This window comes from Streptomyces stelliscabiei (genome assembly GCF_014873495.1).
Lineage (GTDB): Bacteria > Actinomycetota > Actinomycetes > Streptomycetales > Streptomycetaceae > Streptomyces > Streptomyces bottropensis.
Window position 1 is genome coordinate 7886163 of record NZ_JADBGF010000001.1, and the last position, 24632, is coordinate 7910794.

Sequence of the window (24632 nt, forward strand, 5' to 3'; positions counted from 1 at the left end):
GACCCGAGGTCGATGCCCGCTGCACGGAGCGCCCCGGTCAGTGCATCCGCCGCGTCGGCGGTTGCCGTACGGGTGTCGTTCTCCGACGGTGACAAGCTCTCCTCCTGAGGCTCCTGAGCCGAGAGATGGCGGGCCAGCTCGGCGACTGTCTGGTACGTGAAGATCGTGCGAACGGTCAGGCTGTAGCCGATCGACTTGAGCGCTCCGACGAGCGACACCGCGCGGATGGAGTCGCCGCCGAGGTCAAAGAAACTGTCCTCGACACTGACCCGCCCAAGCCCAAGAGCGTTCTCCCAGGCACCAGCGATCCTGGCCTCGGCATCTGTGCGTGGAGCTATATATGGCCTCTCATCGCTTCGTTCGGGTGTGGGGAGGGCTTTGCGGTCGAGTTTGCCGGCGGTGTTGAGGGGCCAGGTGTCGAGTTCGACGTAGGTGCCGGGGAGCATGTAGTCGGGGAGGGTCTGGGCCAGGTGGGACCGCAGTTCGCTGTGGTCGACGGTGGTGTGGGGGATGAGGTAGGCGACGAGCCAGGTGTCGCCGGTGTTCTCGGTGCGGGCGATGAGGGTGGCGTCTTTGACTGCGGGGTGTGTCAGCAGTCGGGATTCGATTTCGCCGAGTTCGATGCGGTGGCCGCGGATTTTCACTTGGTGGTCGGTGCGGCCGAGGAATTCGATGTCGCCGTCGGGGAGTCGGCGGGCGAGGTCTCCTGTGTGGTAGAGGCGGGTGCCGGCTGGTCCGAAGGGGTCGGGTGTGAAGCGTTCGGCGGTGAGTGCGGGTCGGTTGAGGTAGCCCTGTGCGATGCCGTGGCCGGCGATGCACAGTTCGCCGGTCACGCCGACGGGGACGGGTTGCATGAGGGAGTCGACGATGTAGAGGCGGGTGTTGTCGATCGGCGCGCCGATGGAGACAGTCGTCGGTTGGGCGGGGACGTTCCAGGCTGTGGACCAGATGGTTGTTTCGGTGGGCCCGTACACGTTGACCAGGTGTGCGACCCGGTCCCGTAGTTCGCGGGCCAGCTCGACGGGCAGGGCTTCGCCGCCGGCCAGGGCCACGGTTGTAGAGCTTCGGAAGCCGGTTTCGAGGAGCAGTTTCCAGCCCGAGGGGGTGGCCTGCACGTGGGTGACGGACTCCGCTGTGATCAGGTCCACCAGGTCTGCGTCCTGCTCGGCGATGACGACGCGGTGTCCGTCGATCAGGGGCAGGTACAGCTCCAGTCCGGAGATGTCGAAGGACACGGAGGTCGATGCCAGCCACGACTCGACGCTCGTCGGCTCGCCCAGGACGCGTCGGATGCCGGCGAGCAGGTTGCCCAGCGCCCCGTGGGTGACCTGGACTCCCTTGGGGCGCCCGGTCGAGCCCGACGTGTACAGCACATACGCCACCGCCGACGGATCTGTCACCTTCCGGGGCAACGGCTGTGCCGAGCCGACCGCATCCGGATCACCGTCCACGAGAATCCGGATGCCGTCGTGGATCTCGGTAGCCGTCCGGGCCACCGACTTCTGTGTCACCAGGACGCGTGGTGCGGCGTCCTCGACGATGCCGGCCAGCCGTGCGGCCGGGTGGCCGGCGTCCAGTGGCAGATACGCGGCACCGGACTTCTGTACGGCGAGCAGTGTCACCAGCAGTTCGACGCCGCGTTCCAGCAGCACGCCCACCACGTCACCGGCGCCCACGCCCAGCGACACCAGATGTCCCGCCAACCGCGAGGACCGCTCGTCCAGTTCCGCGTAGGACAGCGACACGCCACGCGACGTCACCGCCACCGCGCCCGGAACCTCGACAGCCCGCGCCGCGAACAACTCCGGCACACAGCCGGCCGGTACGTCGGTCTCCGTGTCGTTCCAGCGCTCCAGCACCGATGACCGCTCACCCACCGGCAGGTACACCGCCCGCGCGTCGCCGTCCGGGTCGGCGGCCATCGCCTCCAGCACCAGCCGGTACATCGACGCGATCCGCTCCGCGTTCGCACGCGACACCACACGGCCGTCGGTGGTCAGGACGATGTAGCCGTTCCGGGTGGCGACCATCAGCGGGAACTCGGTCGGGACCTCGTCGATGTCGCCGAGTTCGTCGATCTCGTCGCCGTCGACCTGGCTGAAGTCCTGGTAGTTGAAGTAGACGTCCAACAGGCGGCTGCCACCGGCATCGCGCTGGATGGCAGGCAGGGGGTAGCGGCGATGCGACCACAGCTCGGTCTCCTGCTCGAAGACCTGGGCCACCAGTTCCCGCCAGGTGGCGGCACGGCCCGCCTCGTACGGGAACGGGACCGTGTTGAGGTGCAGGCCGTAGACGCGGTCGGCGCCGGGGAGTTCGGGGCGCGTGTCGCACACCAGGCCAGTGTGGAACTCCGTGTCGTGCGTCAGCTGGCTCATCACCTTCAGATGCGCCGCCAGCAGCACGCTCTTCATCGACACCCGGGCCCGCCCGGCGAGCGCCCGCAGCCGCTCCTCCAGATCGTGGACCTGGATCGGGAAGCGGTGGGCGGTGCCGTTCGGAACGGACTCGTCGCCCCAGCCGGCCGGCATGGCGAGTGCTGCGTGGTCGCCGACGATGCGCTGCCAGTACGCCTGGTCGGCACCGGCGTTCACCGACTCCTGCTCGGCGGCGATGAAGTCGGCGAAGCGACTGCCGCCGCGCTGCCCCGGCTCGATCTCCTGGCCGTCCCTGAACGCGCGGTACAGATCCAGGAGTTCGGTGAGGAGCGCGTGGTAGCTCCAGCCCTCCAGGATCGGGTGGGCGTGGGTGAAGACGAGCTTCCACTCGTGGTCGTCACCGACGAGCGCGTTGACGCGGATCAGCGGCGGCACCGCCGTGTCGAACGGCGTGGTGCGCTGCTCGTTCTCGCAGGTGTCGTCGTCGAGTCCGGCGATGCCGACCGGCAGGTCCGCTGTGGCGTGGATGAGTTGGAGGGGTTGGGAGTAGGTGGTGAGGTCGAAGCCGGTGCGTAGGACTTCGTGTCGGGTGAGGAGTTCGTCGGTGGCTTGCTGGAGTGCGGTGGCGTCGAAGGGGCGGTTGTCGCGGATGCGGAAGGCGTCGACGTTGTGGTAGGCGGCTCGTTCTTCGCCGAGTGACATTTCCACGAGCATGCCGAGCTGGACCTGGGAGATGGGGTAGGCGTCCACGACGCCGGTGGGCAGTTGGTGGCGGTCGGTGTCGTTGATCAGGTCGAAGGGCTGGACGAAGTGGTCTGTTTCGACGGGGTCGTTTCGTCCGTCGAGGTGGTCGGCGAGTTCGGCGATGGTGCGGTGTTCGAAGATGTCCTGCACGGTGACTTGGAAGCCTGCTGAGCGGATCGCGCCGACGAGGACGATCGCGCGGATGGAGTCGCCGCCGAGGTCGAAGAAGCTGTCCTCGACGCTGACGTTTGTCAGGCCGAGTGCGGTGGCCCAGGCTTCGGCGATCCGTGTCTCGGCTTCGGTGCGTGGGGCGATGTATGGCCTCTCATCGCTTCGTTCGGGTGTGGGGAGGGCTTTGCGGTCGAGTTTGCCGGCGGTGTTGAGGGGCCAGGTGTCGAGTTCGACGTAGGTGCCGGGGAGCATGTAGTCGGGGAGGGTCTGGGCCAGGTGGGACCGCAGTTCGCTGTGGTCGACGGTGGTGTGGGGGATGAGGTAGGCGACGAGCCAGGTGTCGCCGGTGTTCTCGGTGCGGGCGATGAGGGTGGCGTCTTTGACTGCGGGGTGTGTCAGCAGTCGGGATTCGATTTCGCCGAGTTCGATGCGGTGGCCGCGGATTTTCACTTGGTGGTCGGTGCGGCCGAGGAATTCGATGTCGCCGTCGGGGAGTCGGCGGGCGAGGTCTCCTGTGTGGTAGAGGCGGGTGCCGGCTGGTCCGAAGGGGTCGGGTGTGAAGCGTTCGGCGGTGAGTGCGGGTCGGTTGAGGTAGCCCTGTGCGATGCCGTGGCCGGCGATGCACAGTTCGCCGGTCACGCCGACGGGGACGGGTTGCATGAGGGAGTCGACGATGTAGAGGCGGGTGTTGTCGATCGGCGCGCCGATGGAGACAGTCGTCGGTTGGGCGGGGACGTTCCAGGCTGTGGACCAGATGGTTGTTTCGGTGGGCCCGTAGACGTTGACCAGGTGTGCGACCCGGTCCCGTAGTTCGCGGGCGAGTTCGACGGGCAGGGCTTCGCCGCCCACCAGAGCGGTTACGGGACGGGTGCCGAAGCCGGATTCCAGCAGGAGTTTCCAGCCCGAGGGGGTGGCTTGTACGTGGGTGACGGACTCGGTGGAGATCAGGTCCACCAGGTCCGTGTCCTGCTCGGCGATGACGACGCGGTGTCCGTCGATCAGGGGCAGGTACAGCTCCAGTCCGGAGATGTCGAAGGACACGGAGGTCGATGCCAGCCACGACTCGACGCTCGTCGGCTCGCCCAGGACGCGTCGGATGCCCGTGAGCAGGTTGGCCAGTGCGCCGTGGGTGACCTGGACTCCCTTGGGGCGGCCGGTCGAGCCCGACGTGTACAGCACATACGCCACCGAGGAAGGGTCGGTGGGACGCGAGAACGCCTTCGGCTCCACCGAGTCGGTCGTGTCACCGTCGACCAGGACCCGCACGCCCTGGTGAATCTCGGAGACCGTGGCGGCCAGTGATTGCTGTGTCACCAGGACGCGTGGTGCGGCGTCCTCGACGATGCCGGCCAGCCGTGCGGCCGGATGCCCGGCGTCCAGCGGCAGATACGCGGCACCGGACTTCTGTACGGCGAGCAGTGTCACCAGCAGTTCGACGCCGCGTTCCAGCAGCACGCCCACCACGTCACCGGCGCCCACGCCCAGCGACACCAGATGTCCCGCCAACCGCGAGGACCGCTCGTCCAGTTCCGCGTAGGACAGCGACACGCCACCCGAGGTCACCGCCACCGCGCCCGGAACCTCGACAGCCCGCGCCGCGAACAACTCCGGCACACAGCCGGCCGGTACGTCGCTCTCCGTGTCGTTCCAGCGCTCCAGCACCGATGACCGCTCACCCACCGGCAGGTACACCGCCCGCGCGTCGCCGTCCGGGTCGGCGGCCATCGCCTCCAGCACCAGCCGGTACATCGACGCGATCCGCTCCGCGTTCGCACGCGACACCACACGGCCATGGGCGGTGACGATCACCTGGCCGCCCCGGCTGGAGACGGTCAGCGGGAACTCGGTCGGGCTGTCGTCGATCGCGGCCTCGTGGTCGACGACATCGGTGTCGACCTGGTGGAAGTCCTGGTAGTTGAAGTAGACGTGGAGCAGTTGCCCACCGCCGGAGAGGCGCTGCACGGCGGGCATCGGGTAGTGGCGGTGCGGCCACAGCTCGACCTCGGCGGCGAACACCTGGGTCACCAGTTCCCGCCATGTGGCCGCGCGGCCTGCCTCGAAGGCGAAGGGCAGTGTGTTGAGGTACATGCCGTAGACGCGGTCGGCGCCCGGAAGTTCGGGTCTGGCGTCGCACACCAGGCCGGTGTGGAACGCCGTCTCGTGCGTCAGCTGGCTCATCACCTTCAGATGCGCCGCCAGCAGCACGCTCTTCATCGACACCCGGGCCCGCCCGGCGAGCGCCCGCAGCCGCTTCTCCAGATCGCTGACGGAAACGGCGGCCTGGTGGGTGGCGCGCGGCGCGTCGGGGGCGTCGCCCCAGCCGGTCGGGGTCTCCAGCGGGGCGTGGTCGGCGACGACGCGGCTCCAGTAGGCCCGGTCGTCGGCGGAGTCGAGGGACTCCTGTTCGGCTGCGATGAAGTCGGCGAAGCGAGTGGCGGGGCGCTCGGGCTCCTCGACGGGGCGGCCGTCGCGGAGGGCGCCGTACACGTCGAGGATCTCCATCAGCAGGGAGTGGTGGCTCCAGCCCTCCAGGACGGGATGGCACTCGGTGATCGACAGCCACCAGCTGCCGTTGCCGGTGTCGTGGGCGTACAGCCGCATCAGGGTGGGCACAGCCAGGTCGAAGACACGGGCGCGCTCGCGCACGGTGTGGGCGCGCACGGCGGCCCTGATCTCGACCTCGGTCAGGCCGCGCAGCGACTGGGTGCCCACCGGCATCTCGGCGTGTGCGTGGACCAGCTGCATCGGGACGGAGTAACCGTCCAGCGACAGGGAGGTGCGCAGCACCTCGTGCCGGGCCACTACGATCCGCGCGGCGGCGACCAGCGACGCGTGGTCGTAGGGGCGCTCGTCACGGATCCGGAAGCTGGTGACGTTGTGGTAGTTGTTCTGTCCGTTCTCGACGGACATCTCGAGCACCATGCCGGCCTGGACCTGTGAGAGCGGGTAGGCGTCGACCACGCTCTCCGGGAGCCGTGCCTTGTCCTCGGCGCCGATCAGGGCGAAGGGCCGGACGGGCTCCGTGATCACGGCGGGAACGGGGCGGCCGGTGAGCAGTTCGGCGAGACGGGCGACGGTGCGGTATTCGAACACGTCGCGGACGGCGATGTCGTAACCGGCCGAGCGGACTGCGCCGACCAGGGCGACGGCGCGGATCGAGTCGCCGCCCAGTTCGAAGAAGCCGTCGTCGACGCCCACCCGGTCCAGGCCGAGCACCTGCGCCCAGACCGCTGCCAGTCGCTCCTCGGTGGGCGTGCGCGGGGCGGTGTAGGTGCCGCCGGCCCGCCGGGCACTGCCGCCGGGGGCGGGCAGGGCGCGGCGGTCGAGCTTGCCGTTGGTGGTGAGCGGCAGGCGCTCCAGGGTGACGAACGCGGCGGGGACCATGTACGAGGGCAGGCTGCCGCCGAGGAGTTCGCGCAGCTCGGCCGGTTCGTAGGAGATCTCCGCGGCGAGCACGGTGTAGGCGACCAGTTCCTTCTGGCCCGGGGTGTCCTCGCGCAGTACGACGACGGCGTCGCGGACACCGTCGAGTTCCATCAACGCGGCCTGGATCTCGCCGAGTTCGACACGGTAGCCACGGATCTTGATCTGGCCGTCGGCGCGGCCGAGGAACTCCAGGGAGCCGTCGGGCAGGCGGCGGGCGATGTCGCCGCTGCGGTAGAGGCGGGAGCCGGCCGGGCCGTAGGGGTCGGGCACGAACCGCTCGGCGGTCAGTGCGGGGCGGCCGAGGTAGCCGCGGGCCACACCCGGGCCGGCGACGTGGATCTCGCCGAAGACGCCGACGGGGACGGGCCGGCCCCAGGCGTCGAGCAGATGCACCCTGAGGTCGTCGAGGGGGACGCCGATGGGGTTGCCGACGTCGGCTCCGAGGTCGGCGGGGCCCACCCTGTAGTAGGTGGTGTGGACCGTGGTCTCGGTGATGCCGTACATGTTGAGCAGGGCCGGACTGTCCAGGCCGAGCCGGTCCACCCACGGCTGGAGGTCGGGGACCTGGAGCTTCTCCCCGGCGAACACGACGGCCCGCAGCCGGAGCCGGTCGACGCGCTCGTCACCGTCGGCGGCCGCGGAGACCAGGGCGCGGAACGCGGACGGTGTCTGGTTGAGCACGGTGACCTGGTGCTCAACCAGCAGGTCGAGGAATTCGTCGGGCGAGCGGGTCACGGCGGCAGGCACGACGACGAGTCGGCCGCCGTGCAGCAGGGCGCCCCACATCTCCCACACCGAGACGTCGAAGGCGTAGCTGTGGAACAGCGGCCACACGTCGTCGGCGGCGAAACCGTAGTGACGGTACGCGGTGGTCAGCAGTCGCAACACGTTGCGGTGACTGAGGCAGACGCCCTTGGGGCGACCGGTGGAGCCGGAGGTGTAGATGACGTAGATCAACTGATCAGGGTGACCAGCCACCGCCGGATCCGAGTCCGGTAGCGCCGCCCACGCCTCGGTCTCCCGCTCGTGGTCGAGGACGACGAGGGGACCGTCATGGATGCCCTCCAGCATCGTGGCGTGCGCGGATTCGGTCACTACGGCGACGGCTCCGGCGTCGCCCAGGACGTACCCGAGGCGGTCGGCCGGGTTGGCCGGGTCGAGCGGAAGGTAGCCGGCACCGGACTTGAGGACGCCGAGGATCGCAGGCATCAGTTCGGGGCCGCGCTCCACGCAGATGCCCACCAGCCGGTCGGGGCCGCAGCCCAGGGCGATCAGCCGGTGGGCGATGCGGTTGGCGCGGGCGTTGAGCTCGCCGTACGTCAGGGCGACGCCGTCGGCCGTCACGGCCACCGCGTCGGGGGTGGCGGCGGCCTGGGCCTCGAAGACCTCGTGGACGAGTCGCGGATCGACCGCATTGTCGGTCAGCTCGTTGATGAGGACGGCGAGTTCGGGCTCGTCGAGTACGGCAAGCTCGGAGAGGCGGGCGTCCGGGGCGGACGCCACGGAGTGCAGCAGCCGCACCAGGTGGCGGGCGAACCGCTCGGCCGTCCGGGAATCGAAGAGCGCGGTGGCGTACTCGAACTGTCCGCGCAGGGAACCGTCCGGGGACTCCTCGATCTGGAGCTGGAGGTCGAACCGTGCCACCGAGGCGGGGACGTCGAAGGGCTCGACCGTCAGGCCCGGCAGGTCGTATGCGGTGGTCCGGGACTCGTGGAGGGTGAAGGCGGCCTGGAACAGCGGCGCGCGCGAGAGGTCCCGCTCGGGCTGGAGTTCGTCGACGAGGCGGGCGAACGGTGTCTCCTGGTGGTCGAAGGCGTCCAGGACGACGGAACGGTTGCGGTCCAACAGACCGCTGAACCGCGGGTCCCCGTCCCACACGGCCCGCATCACCAGGCTGTTGACGCCGTATCCGATGAGCTCCTGCAGTTCGGGGCGCACCCGTCCGGAGACCACGGTGCCGACCGCGACGTCGGTCTGCGCGGTGTACTTGGACAGCAGCGTCTGGTACGCGGTCAGCAGCACCGTGAACAGCGTGGTGCGGTGGGTGGCGGCCAGGTCGCGCAGCCGGGAGGAGAGATCGTCGGGCAGCGCGAAGCGGGCGGTCGCACCGTCCGTGCCCCGCACGGGCGGGCGCGGCCGGTCGGTGGGCAGTTCGAGCGGGGCCAGTCCGTCGAGCTGCTCGCGCCAGTAGGCGAGGTGCGGTTCCGACGTGGGCCCGTCGGTGCGCGCGGCCTGCCAGGCGGCGTAGTCGGCGTACTGCACCGGCAGTGCGGTGGCCGGCTCCTCGCCCCGGTAGAAGGCGCTGAGATCGCGCGCGAAGATCTGGGTGGACCAGGCGTCGCAGGCGATGTGGTGGAAGAGCAGGGCGAGCACCCAGTCCTGCTCGGTCAGCTTGAACAGGCGTACCCGCAGCGGCCATTCGGCGGCCAGGTCGAATGCCTCGCGAGTGCAGGCCGTGGCGCGCCGGAGGGCCTCCGCCTCGCGGTCCGCCGCGGGCAGGGCGGTGAGTTCCTCAGTGGTGAAGGGCACGGGTCCGGCCGGGTCGATCAGCTGTACGGGCCGGTCGGCGACGAAGTCGTAGCGGGTGCGCAGGATGTCGTGTCGGGCGGCGACGGCGTCGACGGCCGTGCGCAGGGCCGTCTCGTCCAACGGTCCGGTGACGCGCAGCATCAGAGGCACCACGTACTCGTGGCTGTCCGGTTCCAGACGTTGCAGGAACCACATCTGCTGCTGACCCGGGGACAGCCGCAGTGGCCGCTCGCGGTCGGCGCGGGGGATCTCCCGGTGCTGCTCGGCGGACCGACTGCCGGACAGACGACGCAGCAGTTCAGCGCGCAGGCGGTCGCCGGTCGAGGTGCGCTCTGCGCTGGTGGTCATGCGGACTGCTCCTTCGTCTGCGGGGCGTGCGAAAGGTCGTGGGTGGATGCCTCGGCCTCCAGGCCGTCCAGTTCTGCCTGGACGAGCGCCTCGACGGCACGGGCGAGCCGGGCGACGGTGGGGCCTTCGAAGAGGGCACGCAGCGGCAGGGAGACCTGGAACTCGTTCTGGACTCCGGAGATCAGCCGGATGCCGAGGATGGAGTTGCCGCCGTTGTGGAAGAAGTCGTCGTCCATGTCGGGTTCCCGGCCCAGCAGGTCGGTCCAGACGGCGGCGATCCGCTCCTCCACGATGTCGCGTGGGCCGGTGTGTGCGGCTGGGGATCCCGCGGCGTCGGCCGGGTCCGGCAGCCGGGTCCGGTCAAGCTTTCCGTTGGGGGTCAGCGGGACGGCTTCCAGGGCCACGAAGTCGGTGGGGATCATGTAGTCGGGCAGCAGGCGGGCGCAGTGCGCGGTGAGCTCGGCGGCGCCGGGCAGCTCCTGGCCTGCGGGTACCGCGTACGCGGTCAGTCCCCGTCCGGCGAGGACCACGGCCTCGCGTACCTCCGGGTGGGAGGTGAGGACGGACTCGATCTCCCCCGGTTCGATGCGGTGGCCGCGCACCTTGATCTGGTGGTCGACGCGGCCGAGGAACTCCACGGTCCCGTCGGGCAGTTGACGTGCCAGGTCGCCGGTGCGGTAGAGCAGTTCGCCGGGTCGGCCATAGGGGTCGGGCAGGAAGCGCTCGGCGGTCAGCCCGGGGCGGCCGGTGTAGCCGCGGGCGACACCGGTTCCGCCGACGTGGAGCTCGCCCACCGCGCCCAGCGGCACGGGGCGCAGCTCGCCGTCGAGGACGTACATGGACATGCCGGGCAGCGGACGGCCGATCGGAACCGTTCCCTCGACAGCCCGGTCGACGGGGTGGACGCAGGTGCCGACCGAGCACTCGGTGGGACCGTACTCGTTGATGAGGCGACCCGGCCCGAGAAGCTTCAGCCAGCGGGTCGCGGCCTCGCCCGGGAAGGCCTCGCCCGCGACCAGGACGACCTCGGCGAGGGAGGCGGCCTGCTCGTCGGTCAGTTGCTGGGAGAGGATCTCCAGGTGGCCGGGGGTCAGCTTCAGGAAGCTGTAGGGGGCGTGTGCGGCCAGCGTGCTGCCGAGGTCGGCGAGGTCGAGGTCCGCGGGCAGCAGGTGCAGCGGCTGTCCGGCGGCGAGCGCCGCGTACAGGTTGGGTACGACGAGGTCGTAGGCGGTCGAGCCGAACAGGGCCGCCCCCGAGGTACCGCGGGCGGTGAGTTCACGGGCCGCCCAGGCGACGTGGTTGGCCAGGCCTCGATGCTCGACCCGGACGCCCTTGGGGCGGCCGGTGGAGCCGGACGTGAAGATGACGTAGGCGGTGCCCCGCGGGTCGAGCCGGCGCGGCGGCCGTCCGGACGGCAGCTCGTCCAGAAGGGGCCGGTCACGGTCCAGGACGACGAGTTCGCCGGGGAAGAGATGCGCCACCCGGGCGCCGTGAGCAGCCGTGGTGATCAGGACGCCGACACCGGCGTCGGCGAGCATCGCAGCCAGGCGGTCGGCGGGGTGCCCGGGGTCGAGCGGCAGGTAGCCGGCGCCGGTCTTCCAGCTGCCGAGGAACGCGGTGAGCAGGTCGGGACCGCGGTCGAGCAGGACACCGACCACGGAATCGGTGCCGGTGCCGGAGCGGCCGAGGCGGTGGGCGATCCGGTTCGCGGCGGCGTCCAGTTCGCCGAAGGTGACGGTCTCGGCGCCGGTCAGCGCGGGGGCGTCCGGGTGCTCGGCCGCCTGGGCCTCGAACATCTCCAGCACGGTGGTGGCGGCCGGGTCCGCGACGGTCTGTCCCGCTCCCGGGTTCCACTCCACCAGCTGGCGGTGGCGTTCCTCGGCGGTCAGCAGTTCCAGGTCGGCGAGCCTGGTGGCCGGGGCGGCGGCCGCCTGTTCGAGGAGCCGGAGCAGTTGGGCGCCGAACCGCTCCACGGTGGCGGGTTCGAACAACGAGGTGGCGTACTCCAGCACGCCCACGACGGCGCCGTCCTGACGCGGCCGCAGGAACAGGCTGAGGTCGGTCTTGGCGATGTGCCACGCGTCCCCGAGTTCGGCGAGGTCGCCGAAGTCGACACCCGCGGTGGTGAGTTCCGCGTCGAGCAGGTCGAACGCCACCTGGTAGACCGGGGTCCGGGAGGGGTCGCGACCCTCCTGGACCTCCTCCACCAGCCGGTCGAAGGGCAGGTCCTGGTGGGCGAACGCGTCGAGGGTGGTGGCGCGCACCCGGTCCAGCGCCTCGTCGAAGCCGATGCCGCCGCTCAGGTCGCAGCGCAGCGGCAGGGAGTTGAGGAAGAACCCGACCAGGTTCTCCGTCTCGGGCCGGGTACGGCCGACGACCGGGGTGCCCACGACGACGTCGCTCTCCCCGCTGTGCCGTGCGAGCAGCGCCGCGAACGCGGTGAGCAGCGTCATGAAGAGAGTCGCGCCGTGCGCGCGGCCCAGCGCGGTCAGGGACTGTGCCACCTCGGCGGGGATGGTCAGCGGGACCACGGCGCCGCGGTGGTCCCGCCGGGCGGGGCGCCGGTGGTCGGTGGGCAGGGGCAGCGGGGTGTGTCCGGCAAGCGCGTCCCGCCAGTGGGCGGCGTCGGCGGCCAGCCGGTCCTCGGTGAGACGGGTGCGCTGCCAGGCGGCGTAGTCGACGTATCCGTAGGACAGTTCGGGCAGTTTCGGGGTGCGGCCGGCGGCGAGCGCCGAGTGCACCTCGGTGAACTCGCGTTCCAGGATCACGGACGACCAGCCGTCGCAGGCGATGTGGTGGATGGTGACGACCAGCAGCGGGGGACCCTCCGGGAAGCGGACCAGCGCCGCGCGCCACAGAGGGCCCCGCGCCAGGTCGAAGCCCCGGGCGAACCGCTCGGCGAGCAAGGCGCCGAGGGCGGATCGGTCGACAGCCATCTCGGTCAGTTCGACCCTGCCGGGCGGGACGAGGCGCGCTCCGCGCTCGGCGACATCGGCGGGGAAGCGGGTGCGCAGCGCCTCGTGCCGCTCCTCGAGGAGGTCCAGGGCGCGCTGTACATGCTCGGTGACGGCCCCCTCGGGCAGGTCGACCAGCAGGGGCGAGACCCATTCGGCGCCGCCGGGGTCGAGGCGGTCGAGGAAGGCCAGGCGCTGCTGCCCGAAGGACAGCGGCAGCCGTCCGTCCCTGGGGACGGCGGTGAAGGACTGCTCGGCCGCCGCCTCCGCGACCAGGCGTGCCTGGGCTTCGAGCGTGGACGCGGTGAACAGCGCGGCGAGTTCGACGGCTCCGCCGGCTGCCTCCCGCAGCCGTGCGGCGAGCCGGGTGAGGGTGAGCGAGGTGCCCCCGAGCCGGAAGAAGTCGTCGTGGGCGCCGGGTTCGGCCACCCCGAGCAGCTGCGTCCAGACCCGGGCGACGGCGCGCTCCTCGTCCGTGCGCGGTGCGACGTGCTCGGTTGTGTCGGCCGAGAGCTCCGGGGCCGGGGCGGGCAGTGCGCCGCGGTCGATCTTTCCGTTCGCGGTGAGCGGCAGGTCGGCGAGCGGGATCAGCTGAGCGGGGACGATCGCCGACGGCAGCCGGCTCGCCAGGAAGGCGCGCCAGTCGCGAGGAGGCCGCCCGTCGCGGCTGACGCTGTAGGCGACCAGCCGGGTTCCGCCGTCGTGCGCGGGCGCCGCGACGACGACCGCGGCCTCGACCTCGGGGTGCGCCGTCAGGGCGGCGGACACCTCGCCCGGCTCGACGCGGACACCGTTGACCTTCACCTGTTCGTCGGCGCGGCCGCGGTATTCGAGCGTACGGTCCGAGCGCCAGCGCACCAGGTCGCCGGTGCGGTAGAGGCGGGAGCCGGGCGGACCGTAGGGGTCGGGCACGAAGCGTTCGGCGGTCAGTCCGGGGCGGTCCAGGTAGCCGCGGGCCACACCGGAGCCGGCCGCGTACAACTCGCCGGGGACGCCGACCGGGACGGGGCGTCCGTTGGCGTCGAGCACCAGGACCCGCATGCCGTCGAGGGGGCGGCCGATCGGTACGGGACCGCTCTCCTGGTTCGGGTCGTAGGGGTGGGCGGTGATGTCGATGGAGCACTCGGTCGGGCCGTAGGTGTTCCAGACGCGCAGCCCCTCGCTGCCCGAACGGTCCAGGGCGCGGCGGCACAGCTCGGCGTGCAGGGGTTCGCCGGCCGAGAACAGCAGCCGCAGGGTGGTCAGGTCCGCCCAGGCGGGCTCGTCGACGAGCAGCCGGAGCACCGAGGGAACGAGCTGCAGCACGGTGACACCCCGGTCCACGGCCGCGCGCACGAGGGCCGCCGGGTCGCGTTCGGCGCCCATCGGCGCGAGGACCAGGGTCGCGCCGCTCACCAGCGGGGCGAAGACCTCCCACGCCGCGGCGTCGAAGCCCATGGTGGTCTTCTGCAGCACCCGGTCGCCGGGGCCGATGCCGTGTTCCCGAACGCTCCACCGCACCCGGTTGGCGATGCCCTCGTGAGTGATCACCACCCCCTTGGGGCGCCCCGTAGAGCCCGAGGTGTACACGGCGTAGGCGGCGCCGTCCGGAGCCGCGTAGGTGTCCGGGGCGTCGGCCGGAAGGGCGTCGAGGGTCCCGTGCTGCTCGGCGAGACCGAGCGCCGAGACGCCGAACAGTGTGCCGCCGGGAGCCGTCCCGGTCACCACGAGGGCCAGTTCGGCGTCCTGGGCCATCCAGTCCAGACGCTCGGCCGGGAGCGCCGGGTCGAGCGGTACGTAGGCACCTCCGGCCTTCCAGACCGCGAGGAGGACGACGACGAGGTCGAGGCCACGGGGTAGGTGCACACCGACCAGTGCTTCGGCCGTGACCCCGGACCTCCGCAGCAGCGCGGCGAGCCGCCGGGCGCGCGCGTCCAGGTCGGCGTAGGTGTGGGATTCTCCGTCCGCGGTGACGACCGCGATGGCGTCCGGTGTCCAGGCAGTCTGCCGTGCGACGACTTCGGCAAGCGTCGCGAGATGAGTGTCGGGTGCGTCGTCCTGACGGATCTGCGTGGTCATCTGGGGATTCCTCTGCTGGACAGGTGCGGCCGGTGCGGTCACGGCGGAATACGGAGCGCGGAACTCGCGAAAGGACTCGATCTGCGAACTTCGAAATGACGCGAAGACGCGGGATGGAAAGTGAACGGAAATACGGACGAACGAGCTCACATGAAAAAGGAGCGCCGACCCGGCGGGGGAGTCCGGGCCGGCGCGGTCTGTGTCAGGACGCGAGACGGTCCTGGTTCTGCTCCATGCGCAGCCGGAGACTCAGCGGACGCATGTCGGTCCAGATCTCCTCGATCCGCTGCAGGCAGGCCTCCTTGGGGCCCTCGGTGCCCTCCGCGTGCCAGCCGGCGGGAAGGTCACGGTCGGCCCACCACACGGAGTACTGCTCCTCGTCGTTGCGGACCACGCGATAGGCGCGCTCGTCGTTGCTCTCACTCATGTGGATGACTCCCTGTCGGATGATGATGTGCCGGCCGATCGCGCGGCCTGCGCCCGGGACAACTGTTCTAGGAGCAGCTATATCGGCCCCATACGCCGGTGCGGGCCGTCAGCTGCAGCGAATTTGCAACTCGGCGAGGAATTCGAGGCTTTTCAGGGTCTGCCGGGTATTGACGCCGAAATCGACGAGGCAGCCGATCTCGTCGACACCGGTCCGTCGCAGGATGTCCACGACCTGCTCCCCCTGTTCGACCGTGCCGAACATTCCCTGGCGTTCGAAGAAGCGGTTGAATCCGCGCTCCACCAGGTACTCCACGTCCGCATCCTGGATGTCCGCCGAGTCGAAGGTTCCGGGACGGCTGCCGATGGAGCCCGAGATCAGGCCGAACGACGTCTTGAGGTAGGCCGACAGCGGTTCCCGTACGACGTCGCGGACCTCCTCGGCGGACGACCCGAGGAAGGTGTGGAGCATCACCACCACGTGCCCCTGCCGGTCCGCGCCATGGTGCGCGCGGAACGACTCGCGGTAGGCGGCGATCTTCGTCTTCAGCTCGTCGATGTCCTGGCTGAGCAGGTGCGTCAGGATGCCGCCGCCCTGGGCGCCGGCCTTGCGGAAGGTGTCGACACTGCCGGCACTGGTGATCCAGAAGGGCAGTTCCCGCTGGACGGCCGGGGGGAACACCCGCACCTCGGCGGGTGTGTTCTTGCCATCGGGCAGGGTCAGCGACTCACCCCGCCACAGCTTGCGTACCGTCTCGATCGTCTCGTCCATCACCTGGCGCCGTGTTTCGTGCGCGTCCGGACGCATCACGAAGTCCGCGGGGTGCCAGCCGGAGGCGAAGGAGATCCCGACCCGGCCGCCGGAGAGGTTGTCGACGACGGACCAGTCCTCGGCTATGCGCAGCGGGTGGTGCAGGGGCGCCACCACGCTGCCGGCCCGGATCTGGATGCGCTCGGTGGTCACGGCGAGCGCGGCGCCGGTGACCGCCGGGTTGGGGTAGAGACCGCCGAAGCGATGGAAGTGCCGTTCCGGCGTCCACACGGCCGTGAAGCCGTTCCGGTCCGCGAAACGCGCGCCTTCCAGGAGCAGTTCATAACGACCGGCGTCATCCGACACGTCACTGTCGTTGGCGAAATAGAAAAGGCTGAAGTCCACCCCGGCTCCTCGGTCCGAATCGGGTGCGGAAGGTGTTCCGCACCCGGTGAAGACCGTAGGAGCCGGGGATATCGGTACGATTTTGCCGTCCTATCGACGGCGCCGGGGCCTGACGGTCAGACCCCGCCCAGGGCCAGCAGAGCGGCGAGGTCGTCCTCGTCGGTCAGAGGTACGTCGTCGATCTTGCGGCCGGGCTCGTCCGCCGCCGCTCTCAGGAACCGCTCGTAGCAGCGGGCGAAGCGCTCGACGGTCTCCCGTTCGAACAGGTCCGAGTCGTAGGTGAGTACCCCGACCAGGCCGTGGATGCCCAGGTGCAGGGTGAGCATGAGGTCCAGTTGGCCTTCCTGGCTGGGCTCCTGGATGCGGCTGACCCGGATGCCCGCGAACTCGGCCGGGAGGCCCTCCGGCTCGCCCGGGGCCGGTGGCGGGAAGTCTGTGTCGAGCCCATCCATCTGCAGCAGCAGGGCCCCCATGCGCACCAGCGGGCCGTGCCGGCCGGACTGGACCGTGGACGTGGGGAACCGGACGTGGCGCATGCCCTGCAGCAGTTGCCGGCTCGTCTCCTCGGCCAGCGAGGTGAAGGTCGTGTCGCCCTCCACGGCGACCCGGACGGGCAGGCTGTTGAGGTAGCAGCCGAAGACGGTGCGGTCGGGGCGGGCCCTGGTGCTGGCGGGCGTGCCGATGACGATGTCCCGTTCCCCGGTCCACCGGGCGATGACCGCCTGGTAGGCGGCCATGAGCAGGGGGAAGGGCCGCAGACCGACGGATCTGGCGGTGTGCTGCAGGTCCGCCGAGAGTCCGGACAGGTCGAGGGGGACCGTGCCTCCGCGGTGGCTGGGCGCGGTGGGCCGTGCGCGGTCGGTGGGCAGTTCGGTGGCGGTGGCTCCGGCCAGGACCTCCGACCAGTACGCGTGGTCGCGCCGTCCCGCAGGCGTGTCGGGGTGGGCGGCCTCCTCGGCGACGTACTCGTCGTACGCGCGCGGGGGATCCGACGGTGCGGGTTCCTCGCCGGCCGCCAAGGAGGCGTAGGCGGCGAAGAGTTCGCGCAGCAGCAACCAGTACGAGGTGAAGTCCCCGGCGATGTGGTGCACGGTGGTGGACAGCGCGAAGTCCTCGTCCGTCCGCCGGTACAGAACCGGCCGCAGGGGCCCGTTCCGTTCCAGGGCGATCGGGCGGCCTGCCGTTTCCCGTGCCAGGTCGAGGAGTTCGTCCTCGGGCATGTCCGGGACGTCGACGATCTCCAGCCCCGACGGCGGGTCCGGTCGCACCAGCCGCACCGGGTCGCCGTCCACCTCGTCGAAGCGCGAGCGCAGCATCTCGTGCCGACGGGCGACCAGTTCGACGGCGCGGGTCAGGGCCCCGGTGTCCAGCGGGCCACGTATGCGCAGGGAGAGCACCATGTTGTAGGCGGAGCCACCCGGGGCCAGGCGATACGCGGTCCACAGGGCTCGCTGGGCGGTGCTCAGGCGCCGGACGGCCGTCACCACGCGAGTCCCCCGTCCACCTGGACGACCTGTCCGGTGATGTAGGAGGCCCGGTCGGAGACGAGAAACGCGACCAGGTCCGCCACCTCCTCCGGCTTCCCCGACCGGCGCAACGGGATCGAACCGAGTATCTCCTTGGCGGTCTGGTCCGGCAGGCCGGCGGTCATGTCGGTCTCGATCAGTCCGGGCGCCACCACGTTGGCGCGCAGTCCCGTGCGGCCCGACTCCCTGGCGAGGGCCTTGGTGAAGCCGATGATGCCCGCCTTGGAGGCGGAGTAGTTCGCCTGGCCGGCGTTGCCGTGGAGGCCCGCCACCGAGGACATGGTGACCACGGTGCCGGTGCGGCGCCGCATCATCGAATAGGCGACCGCCCGGCAGAGGTTGAAGGTGCCGTCCAGGTTCGTGCGCAGGACGTCGTCCCACTGCGCGTCGGACATCCGTACCAGGGGCGCGTCACGGATGATGCCGGCGGCGGTGACCAGGGCGTCCACGGGGCCGAGGGTTCGCTCGGTCTCCTCGGCGAATTCGGTGACGCCCGCCCGGTCGGTGACGTCGACCTGGCGGGCCAGGACCCGGGCCCCGTGTGCACGGGCCTCCTTGGCGGTGGCCTCGGCCGCCTCGTGGTCGAAGGCGTAGCAGAACGCGATGTCATATCCGTCGCGGGCGAGCCGAATCACGACCGCGCGGCCGATGCCGCGCGATCCGCCGCTGACCACCGCAACCGGCCGGTTTCCGGTCTCGGTCATGTCGTTCCTCTTCCTGTGTGTCGTCGTTCGGCCGGCCGGCGGGGTCGCACGGGCCGTGGTTCAGGGTGTCGTCGGCGGGCCCAGCAGTACGGCGCTCACCCGGCCGTTCTCCACAGAGGTGATCAGTGCGGGTGCCCGCAAGGGCTCCACGCCGTCGGCGCCGAGTGCGGCCGCGACCTGGAAGGCGGTGGCGGCCGATCCGGCGTTGCCCAGACGGTGCAGGGGAGCCAGATGCCGTAGGGGGCGGTGGAGACCGGCGAACACCTCGTCGAGCGCGGTGTTCTCCCGGTCCCCGAGGTGACCGCCGGGGTCGGAGCGGACGGCGAGACCTATCTCGCCGGCGCTCGTCCCGGTGTCCTTGAGCAGGTCGGTCACGCAGCGGCCGAGTGCGACGCCGGCGTCACCACCCGCTCGCGGGTGGTACGCGCGAAACCGCAAGCCGAGCAGTACGGCGAGCGGGGTGCGGCCCCGGTCCGCGGCCCCCGTCGCGGACTCCATGAGGAACAGAGCGCCCCCTTCGGCGACGGGCGGGGGTGTCCCCTCGCCCTCGTGCAGGGCGTCCTCGAGCAGGGCCCGGTCCTCGGTGTACTCCTCAGCCGCTCCGGCCAGCAGCACCTGCGCGCGCTGCTGCCGCAGCAGCCTGGCCGCGTGCCCGAGGGCGAGCAGCCCTCCGGCCGCGCCGCCGGTCAGCGTGGTGCTGGGGCCCTTGAACCCGTGGCCGATCGCGCTGCGGCTGGCCGCGCAGTTGGCCGCGGTCGACGGGAAGCGCGCCACGTCGACGTGGAAAGGCAGTTTCTCGCTGTAGGACCTGCTGGTGAAGTCCAGGCAGGTCTTGAAGCTGCCCGAGGTGGCGAACACCATCCCGGTGTCCTCCGGTTCCGCCCCCAGGGTGCCGCCCTGGCTGGTGACCAGCAGCCCGCTGAGCCGAAGGGTCAGCCGGGTGAGCCGGTCGAGTGAGCGCATGCCCCGGGTTCCCGGGTAGTCCATCCGGAAGCCCGGCACGACGCCGGCCCGGGTCGGCGTACCCGGCCAGAACTCGCTGTCGACGGTGGAGATTCCGTCGTTCCCGGCGTCGAGGCCGGTTCGGAACGCGGCGGCACCGTCCCCCCATGGGGAGAGCGCCGACCAGGCGCTGATCACCGGCCTCTCGGCCGCGGCGGTCGTCATGAGCCCTCCCCAGCGTGTGTCGCCCCGGGATCGCGGTAACGGCCCAGGACCAGTACGGCGTTGTTGCCCCCGAAGGCCATCCCGTTGTTCTGGACGATGTCCGGTTCCGCGGGCACTGCCACGTTGGGGACGCAGTCGACGCCGCACTGCGGGTCCGTCTGCTCGTGGTGGATCGTCGGCGGCAGGAACCCTTCGGTGATCGCCAGGACGCAGGCGATCGCACCGAGCGCGCTCGCGGCGCCCAGAGTGTGTCCCAGCATCGACTTGATCGCGCTCGTCGGAGGCAGCTCCTGGCCGAACACCTCGCGCAGGGCGGCCGTTTCGACCAGGTCGTTGGCCTTGGTCCCGGTGCCGTGCGCCGAGATGTAGTCGACCTGCGAGCCGCTGATCCCCGCGTCGCGGTGCGCGGCGCGGACCGCCCGGGCCACACCGTCGCGGTCGGGCGCGGTCGGGTGGCTGGCATCGCAGCTCAGCCCGTACCCCAGCACCTCGGCATGGATCCGGGCCCCGCGCGCGAGCGCGGCGTCCAGCGGTTCCAGGACAAGCATCCCGGAACCCTCCGCGACGATCATTCCCTGCCGGCCGGTGTCGAACGGCCGGCACACGTCGGGCGCCATGGCGCCGAGCCGGTAGAAGCCGGCGAAGGTCTTGCGGGACAGCGAGTCCGAACCGCCGCACAGGGCCACGTCCGCCTCGCCGGCACGCAGTGCGTCCAGACCCTGCCCCACCGCGTAGTTCCCGGCCGCGCAGGCGGTGGGCACGGTCACCGACTCGACGTCCTCCAGAGCCAGTTCGTTGACCACCGCGTCGGAGAGACGCTCTGACGGCGTGCGGCGCGCGACCTCCGTGGCCGGCCTGACCTCGCCCGTCCTGAACCGGGCCTCGGCCAGCTGATCGATCTCGTGAGTGCCGCCGTCGGTCGTACCGACCGAGACGAGCACTCGGTGTCGGCGCAGTTCCTCCTCGCCGAGGCCGGCATCCCCGACAGCCAGCCTGGTGGCGGCGACGGCGAACCGGGCCGCCCGTCCGTACCGCTGCGGATCTTCCCTGCGGAACCACTCCCTGGCTTCGAAGCGGCCGACCTCACCCACGTTGAAGTGGGCGAAGCCGGCTCGGTCGAACGCGTCGGAAGGGCCGATTCCGCTGCGCCCCGCGCGCAGCGATCCGGCGAACTCGGCGGTCCCGGTTCCGAGACCCGTGACCATGCCCATCCCGGTGACCACGACCCGTCGGTCACCCGCCCCCCTGTCGGCGGTCACTTCGCTTCGTGCTCCGCGATGACGGTGTACACACCGTGCAGGTTGACCATGCCCTCGATCGGCGCCTTGGAGAGGTCGATCCCGAGGGCTCTCTCCATCTCGGCGAGCATCTCGATGGTGCGGAGCGAGTCCGCGTCGAGTTCCTCCACGAAGAGCGTCTCGTCGGTGACGGCGGCCGGATCCACTTCCAGTACGTCGCAGACGATCTGCTTCACCTGTGCCCTGGTCTCCGCGCTCAGTCCCTCGGCGGCTCTGGCAGCGCTCATGTCGGTCTCCTGGATCTCTCGATGTCGAACTCTCGGTGAGCTCTTGGGGAGATCCTGCGACGGCGAGCTATCCGCACCCTATAAATGGCCGTCAACTGCCGTTCTACAGAGGCTGGTTGGCTCACAATGGGCTGGCATCCACACCGTTTGCCTGATACACGCACCTGATTGCGGGCCGACGGCGGCCCCTTTCCGGCCGGGAACCGCCGTCGGTAGACGTCGTCGCCCGGCCGCGGCCGGGCAGACGCTCACTCCGTCGTCGTGAGGCGTACCGCGGGCGTGCGCAGCGCGACCCAGGCCGGCAGCACCGTGGCCAGCAGGGCCACCACCGCGCAGGCCCCCGCGGTCACCGCGAACGGCACGCCCGGCAGGGTGACCGGCGTGCCCACGACGAGTTGCTGCAGTCCGGCCCACAGCCCGGCCGCGTTGAGCCCGACCACGGCCCCGGCCATCAGCACACCCATGCCGACCACCAGCAAGGACTCGCCGGCCACCATGCGCAGTAGTTGCCGCGGCGTGGCACCGCCCAGGCGCAGCACGGCCAGTTCCCGTGCCCGCTGCCCGGTCGACATCGTCAGGGTGTTGGCGACGGCCACGCCGGTGTAGAGCATCGCGATGCCCCCGACGATCGCCAGGGCCAGTCGGGTCTGCTCGTTGGTGGTGTCGTCGACGGCCGCCTTCCAGCGGGCGATCGGCACGAACCGGGCGGACATGTCCTGGGTCGCGGCGGCCAGCCGCTGCTCGACTGCGTTCCGGTCGGCGCCGTCCGCGAGCTTGAGGTACACCGCGTCCGGCAGGCCCCGTCCGGCGTACTTGGGGGTCAGCACCGCGCCGCTGCCGCCTGCGCTCGCCTTGATGACGGCCACCACCTTCAGCTTCTTCTCCGTGCCGTCGGCGAGCCAGACCGTCACCCTGTCACCCACTCCGCGGTTCCAGGTCTCGTCCACCACGATCGACCGGTCGTCGAGCTTCCTGGCGTCGCCGTGCACCACGGGCAGCGTCAGCAGACTGCCCAGGGCCTTGGGGTCGACGGTGAGCGCGCTGTACGGCAGCATCGGCGCTCCCGCCGGGAACACCAGGAGGTTGGGGCCGGGGATCGTGTAGATGCCGGTCGGCACGGTGGTCGCGGACTCGACACCCGGCACCGCCCGCACCTTGTCCACCACGGCCCGGCCGAGTCCCGGCGCGCCGTCCGGTGCCACGACGAAGTCGTTGGAGCGCACCCGCTGGTACGCCTCGCTCTGGGCCACCCCGGTCAGCGTGCCGGAGGTGCTCCAGAGGGCGGAGAAGAGACCCACCGTGATCAGCACGGGCGCGACGGTGGCCGCGGTCCGACGCAGCGCCGTGACGGTGTTGGCGTGCACCAGCATCGGGACGGCGCCCTTGAACACGGTGAACGGCGCGGTGGCGACTCTGGCGACGAACGGGACGGCCACCGGGCACAGCAGCGCACCCGCCAGGATCAGAGCCGGGGCGGCCATCGGCGTGATGTCGCCCCAGTAGGCGGGTGGCAGCAACGGGGTGGAGAGCAGCAGCACCACACCGGCGCCGAGCGCCGCGAGGCCGAGCAGCCAGCGCACCGCGTTCATGGCACGCCGCTCGATCGTGGACTCGCGCAGCGCTTCGAGTGGCCGGATGAGGCCCGCCCTCACCACGGAGACGCCGGAGCCGAGCACCGCGAGCAACAGCCCGATGAGGAAGGCCAGGAACAGCACGAGCACCGAGCTCCAGCCCACTTGGACGCGGAACCAGGCGGGCGCGAGCCCCCAGTCGCTCATGAGCCGGGCGAGCAGCGGCCCTCCGAGCAGGCCGAGCAGACATCCCGCGCCCGAGGCGATCGCGCCGACCAGGGCAGCCTCGGCGAGCACCAGCTGTCCCACCTGGACGGGGGTCGCGCCGGTGGCGCGCAGCACGGCGAGCTCACGGCGCCGCTGGGCCACCGAGAAGGCGAAGGTGGTGCCGACGACGAACACCGCCACGAAGGCGGCGACGCCGGTCGCCATGCCGAGCATGGTGGACACGCCGACGAGGGCCACCTCGTCCTCGTGGGCGCGGGGGTCCGCCTGCGAGCGCTCGAAACCCGACAGCACCTGGGCACGTCCTTCGACGGCGGTGCGCACCTTGTCCTCGGCGCCGTAGCTGATCAGCGCGTCGACTCGGGGCGAGAGCCTGACGGCTTCCGCGTTCGAGAAGAAGAGCGCCGACTCGAACGAGACGTCGTTCACGACCCCCGAGACAGTGAAAGCGAGGGGCCCGGCCTGCGTCAGCACGGTCACCCTGTCACCCGGGGCGGCACCGGCCGCCTCGGGGACGGCCACCTGTCCGGTCCCGGTCGGCGCGGTGCCCTCGGCGAGCCGGTAGCCGCCGAACGCGGCCGACGACCAGGGGTGTCCGATCTGCTCGGCGGGACCGGGACGGCCCGCGCCGTCGGCGCCGAGTTGGGCGTAGAAGGTGCGGTCGGTGACGGCTCTGCCCACCGTCGAGACATCCTCGACCAGGGCCGAGGACAGCCCCTCGGGGTCCTTCAACGGCTCGCTCTGGGTGCCGCCCCACGGATCGGGCATGCTCAGGTCCGGCTCTCCGCGAATGATCAGCGGTGCCTGGGCGAGCCGGCCGGGGCCGTGTTCGGGCGAGGCGACGCTCGCCGCGAGCACGAGGCCCATCGTCGACAGCAGCGCGGTGCCGAGCACCAGCGCGATGAAGGTACCGGTGAAGGCGGAGATTCTGCTCCGCAGCGTGTACCAGGCAATGTGCAGCATGAAAAGGGGTCTCCGGGTTGTTGCGAGCGCAGAACGGCCGTCAGTCGGCGACGAGTACTTCCACGTCTCCGGCCCACGAGCGGGCCTTGATCTGTCGTTCGCTGCTGGAGACCTCCTTCACCTCCACCTTTTCCGACCCCATGGTGGTGGAGGCGTTGACCTCGTATCCGCTGTCGGGCACGTGCAGCGTGACGTCTCCGCCCTTGGCGTTGACGTCGACGTCGACGGGCGTCTTGGACCAGGCGAGGTCGATCTTCCCGCCGCCCGAGCTCGCCTTCAGGCTCTGCGCCGCCAGGTTCTCCGCCCGGACCTCGCCGCCGCCGCTGCCGACGTCGACGCCGCCGGAGACGCCGTCGAGGCGGACCGTGCCGCCGCCGCTGTCGACGTCGACGGCCACCCCGCGCGGCATCTCGACCGTGTAGTTCACCGTGCACTCCGCCGAGCCGACGCCGCCGCCGCAGTCGGTGGCGACCTTGAGGACGAGCTTGCCGCCCTTGACGTAGTGCTCGGTCGAGGGACGCTTGCCGTCGGTGAACTTGCGGTTCTCGGTGACCTTGACGCTGTCGGCGTCACTCGCGACGAGCTTGATGTCACCGCCTCCGGAGTCGACGCTCACGCTGGTGACCTTCTCGTCGACGCCGTAGGAATCGGTGTCGGATTCGTCGTACTGGTCGCACGCACTCAGCAGCGGGGCCACGACCCCGAGCAGCAGGGCACCCGACGCCAGGGAGGTACGGAAACGGATCTTCATCGGCGGAAGCTCT

At 70.9% G+C, this 24632-nt stretch carries 11 protein-coding genes (1 of these 11 only partly in view); all 11 read right to left on the reverse strand.

Annotated elements, in window-relative coordinates:
* Positions 1-9593 carry the beginning of a non-ribosomal peptide synthase/polyketide synthase gene (locus H4687_RS34840; protein WP_192781755.1) on the reverse strand. Its footprint begins 13990 nt before the window's first position, so only the first 9593 of its 23583 coding nucleotides appear in the window; its start codon is at positions 9591-9593; its stop codon lies off the left edge, out of view.
* Complete coding sequence (locus tag H4687_RS34845; protein WP_046918927.1) at positions 9590-14605, reverse strand: non-ribosomal peptide synthetase; 5016 nt, start codon at positions 14603-14605, stop codon at positions 9590-9592. Before H4687_RS34845 ends, H4687_RS34840 begins: the two co-directional genes overlap by 4 nt.
* A 202-nt stretch (positions 14606-14807) precedes the next feature.
* Positions 14808-15032: an MbtH family protein gene (locus tag H4687_RS34850; protein ID WP_046918928.1), complete on the reverse strand. Its 225-nt coding sequence runs from the start codon at positions 15030-15032 to the stop codon at positions 14808-14810.
* A gap of 108 nt (positions 15033-15140) precedes the next feature.
* Positions 15141-16187 (reverse strand): MupA/Atu3671 family FMN-dependent luciferase-like monooxygenase, encoded by a 1047-nt coding sequence (locus H4687_RS34855; protein ID WP_046918929.1) that lies wholly within the window; start codon positions 16185-16187, stop codon positions 15141-15143.
* A 116-nt stretch (positions 16188-16303) separates the two neighbouring features.
* Positions 16304-17674: a condensation domain-containing protein gene (locus H4687_RS34860; protein ID WP_050399314.1), complete on the reverse strand. Its 1371-nt coding sequence runs from the start codon at positions 17672-17674 to the stop codon at positions 16304-16306.
* Complete coding sequence (gene fabG / locus H4687_RS34865) at positions 17668-18417, reverse strand: 3-oxoacyl-[acyl-carrier-protein] reductase (protein ID WP_046918930.1); 750 nt, start codon at positions 18415-18417, stop codon at positions 17668-17670. The genes H4687_RS34860 and fabG overlap by 7 nt, the downstream gene beginning before the upstream one ends.
* 60 nt (positions 18418-18477) lie before the next feature.
* A complete protein-coding gene (locus H4687_RS34870) occupies positions 18478-19584 on the reverse strand; it encodes a beta-ketoacyl synthase N-terminal-like domain-containing protein (protein ID WP_046918931.1) in 1107 nt (368 codons plus the stop codon).
* A complete protein-coding gene (locus tag H4687_RS34875; protein WP_046918932.1) occupies positions 19581-20843 on the reverse strand; it encodes a beta-ketoacyl-[acyl-carrier-protein] synthase family protein in 1263 nt (420 codons plus the stop codon). Before H4687_RS34875 ends, H4687_RS34870 begins: the two co-directional genes overlap by 4 nt.
* Positions 20840-21109: an acyl carrier protein gene (locus H4687_RS34880; protein WP_046918933.1), complete on the reverse strand. Its 270-nt coding sequence runs from the start codon at positions 21107-21109 to the stop codon at positions 20840-20842. Before H4687_RS34880 ends, H4687_RS34875 begins: the two co-directional genes overlap by 4 nt.
* 248 nt (positions 21110-21357) lie before the next feature.
* Positions 21358-23868: an ABC transporter permease gene (locus tag H4687_RS34885; protein ID WP_046918934.1), complete on the reverse strand. Its 2511-nt coding sequence runs from the start codon at positions 23866-23868 to the stop codon at positions 21358-21360.
* Positions 23869-23908: 40 nt separating this feature from the next.
* Complete coding sequence (locus tag H4687_RS34890; protein ID WP_050399315.1) at positions 23909-24619, reverse strand: DUF4097 family beta strand repeat-containing protein; 711 nt, start codon at positions 24617-24619, stop codon at positions 23909-23911.
* Positions 24620-24632: the final 13 nt, after the last annotated feature.

Excerpts from the sequence above, each read along its gene's own strand:
- H4687_RS34870 (WP_046918931.1), bottom strand. The coding sequence starts at position 19,584 with ATGACGACCGCCGCGGCCGAGAGGCCGGTGATCAGCGCCTGGTCGGCG.
- fabG (WP_046918930.1), bottom strand. The coding sequence starts at position 18,417 with ATGACCGAGACCGGAAACCGGCCGGTTGCGGTGGTCAGCGGCGGATCG.
- H4687_RS34845 (WP_046918927.1), bottom strand. The coding sequence starts at position 14,605 with ATGACCACGCAGATCCGTCAGGACGACGCACCCGACACTCATCTCGCG.
- H4687_RS34880 (WP_046918933.1), bottom strand. The coding sequence starts at position 21,109 with ATGAGCGCTGCCAGAGCCGCCGAGGGACTGAGCGCGGAGACCAGGGCA.
- H4687_RS34850 (WP_046918928.1), bottom strand. The coding sequence starts at position 15,032 with ATGAGTGAGAGCAACGACGAGCGCGCCTATCGCGTGGTCCGCAACGAC.
- H4687_RS34885 (WP_046918934.1), bottom strand. The coding sequence starts at position 23,868 with ATGCTGCACATTGCCTGGTACACGCTGCGGAGCAGAATCTCCGCCTTC.
- H4687_RS34890 (WP_050399315.1), bottom strand. The coding sequence starts at position 24,619 with ATGAAGATCCGTTTCCGTACCTCCCTGGCGTCGGGTGCCCTGCTGCTC.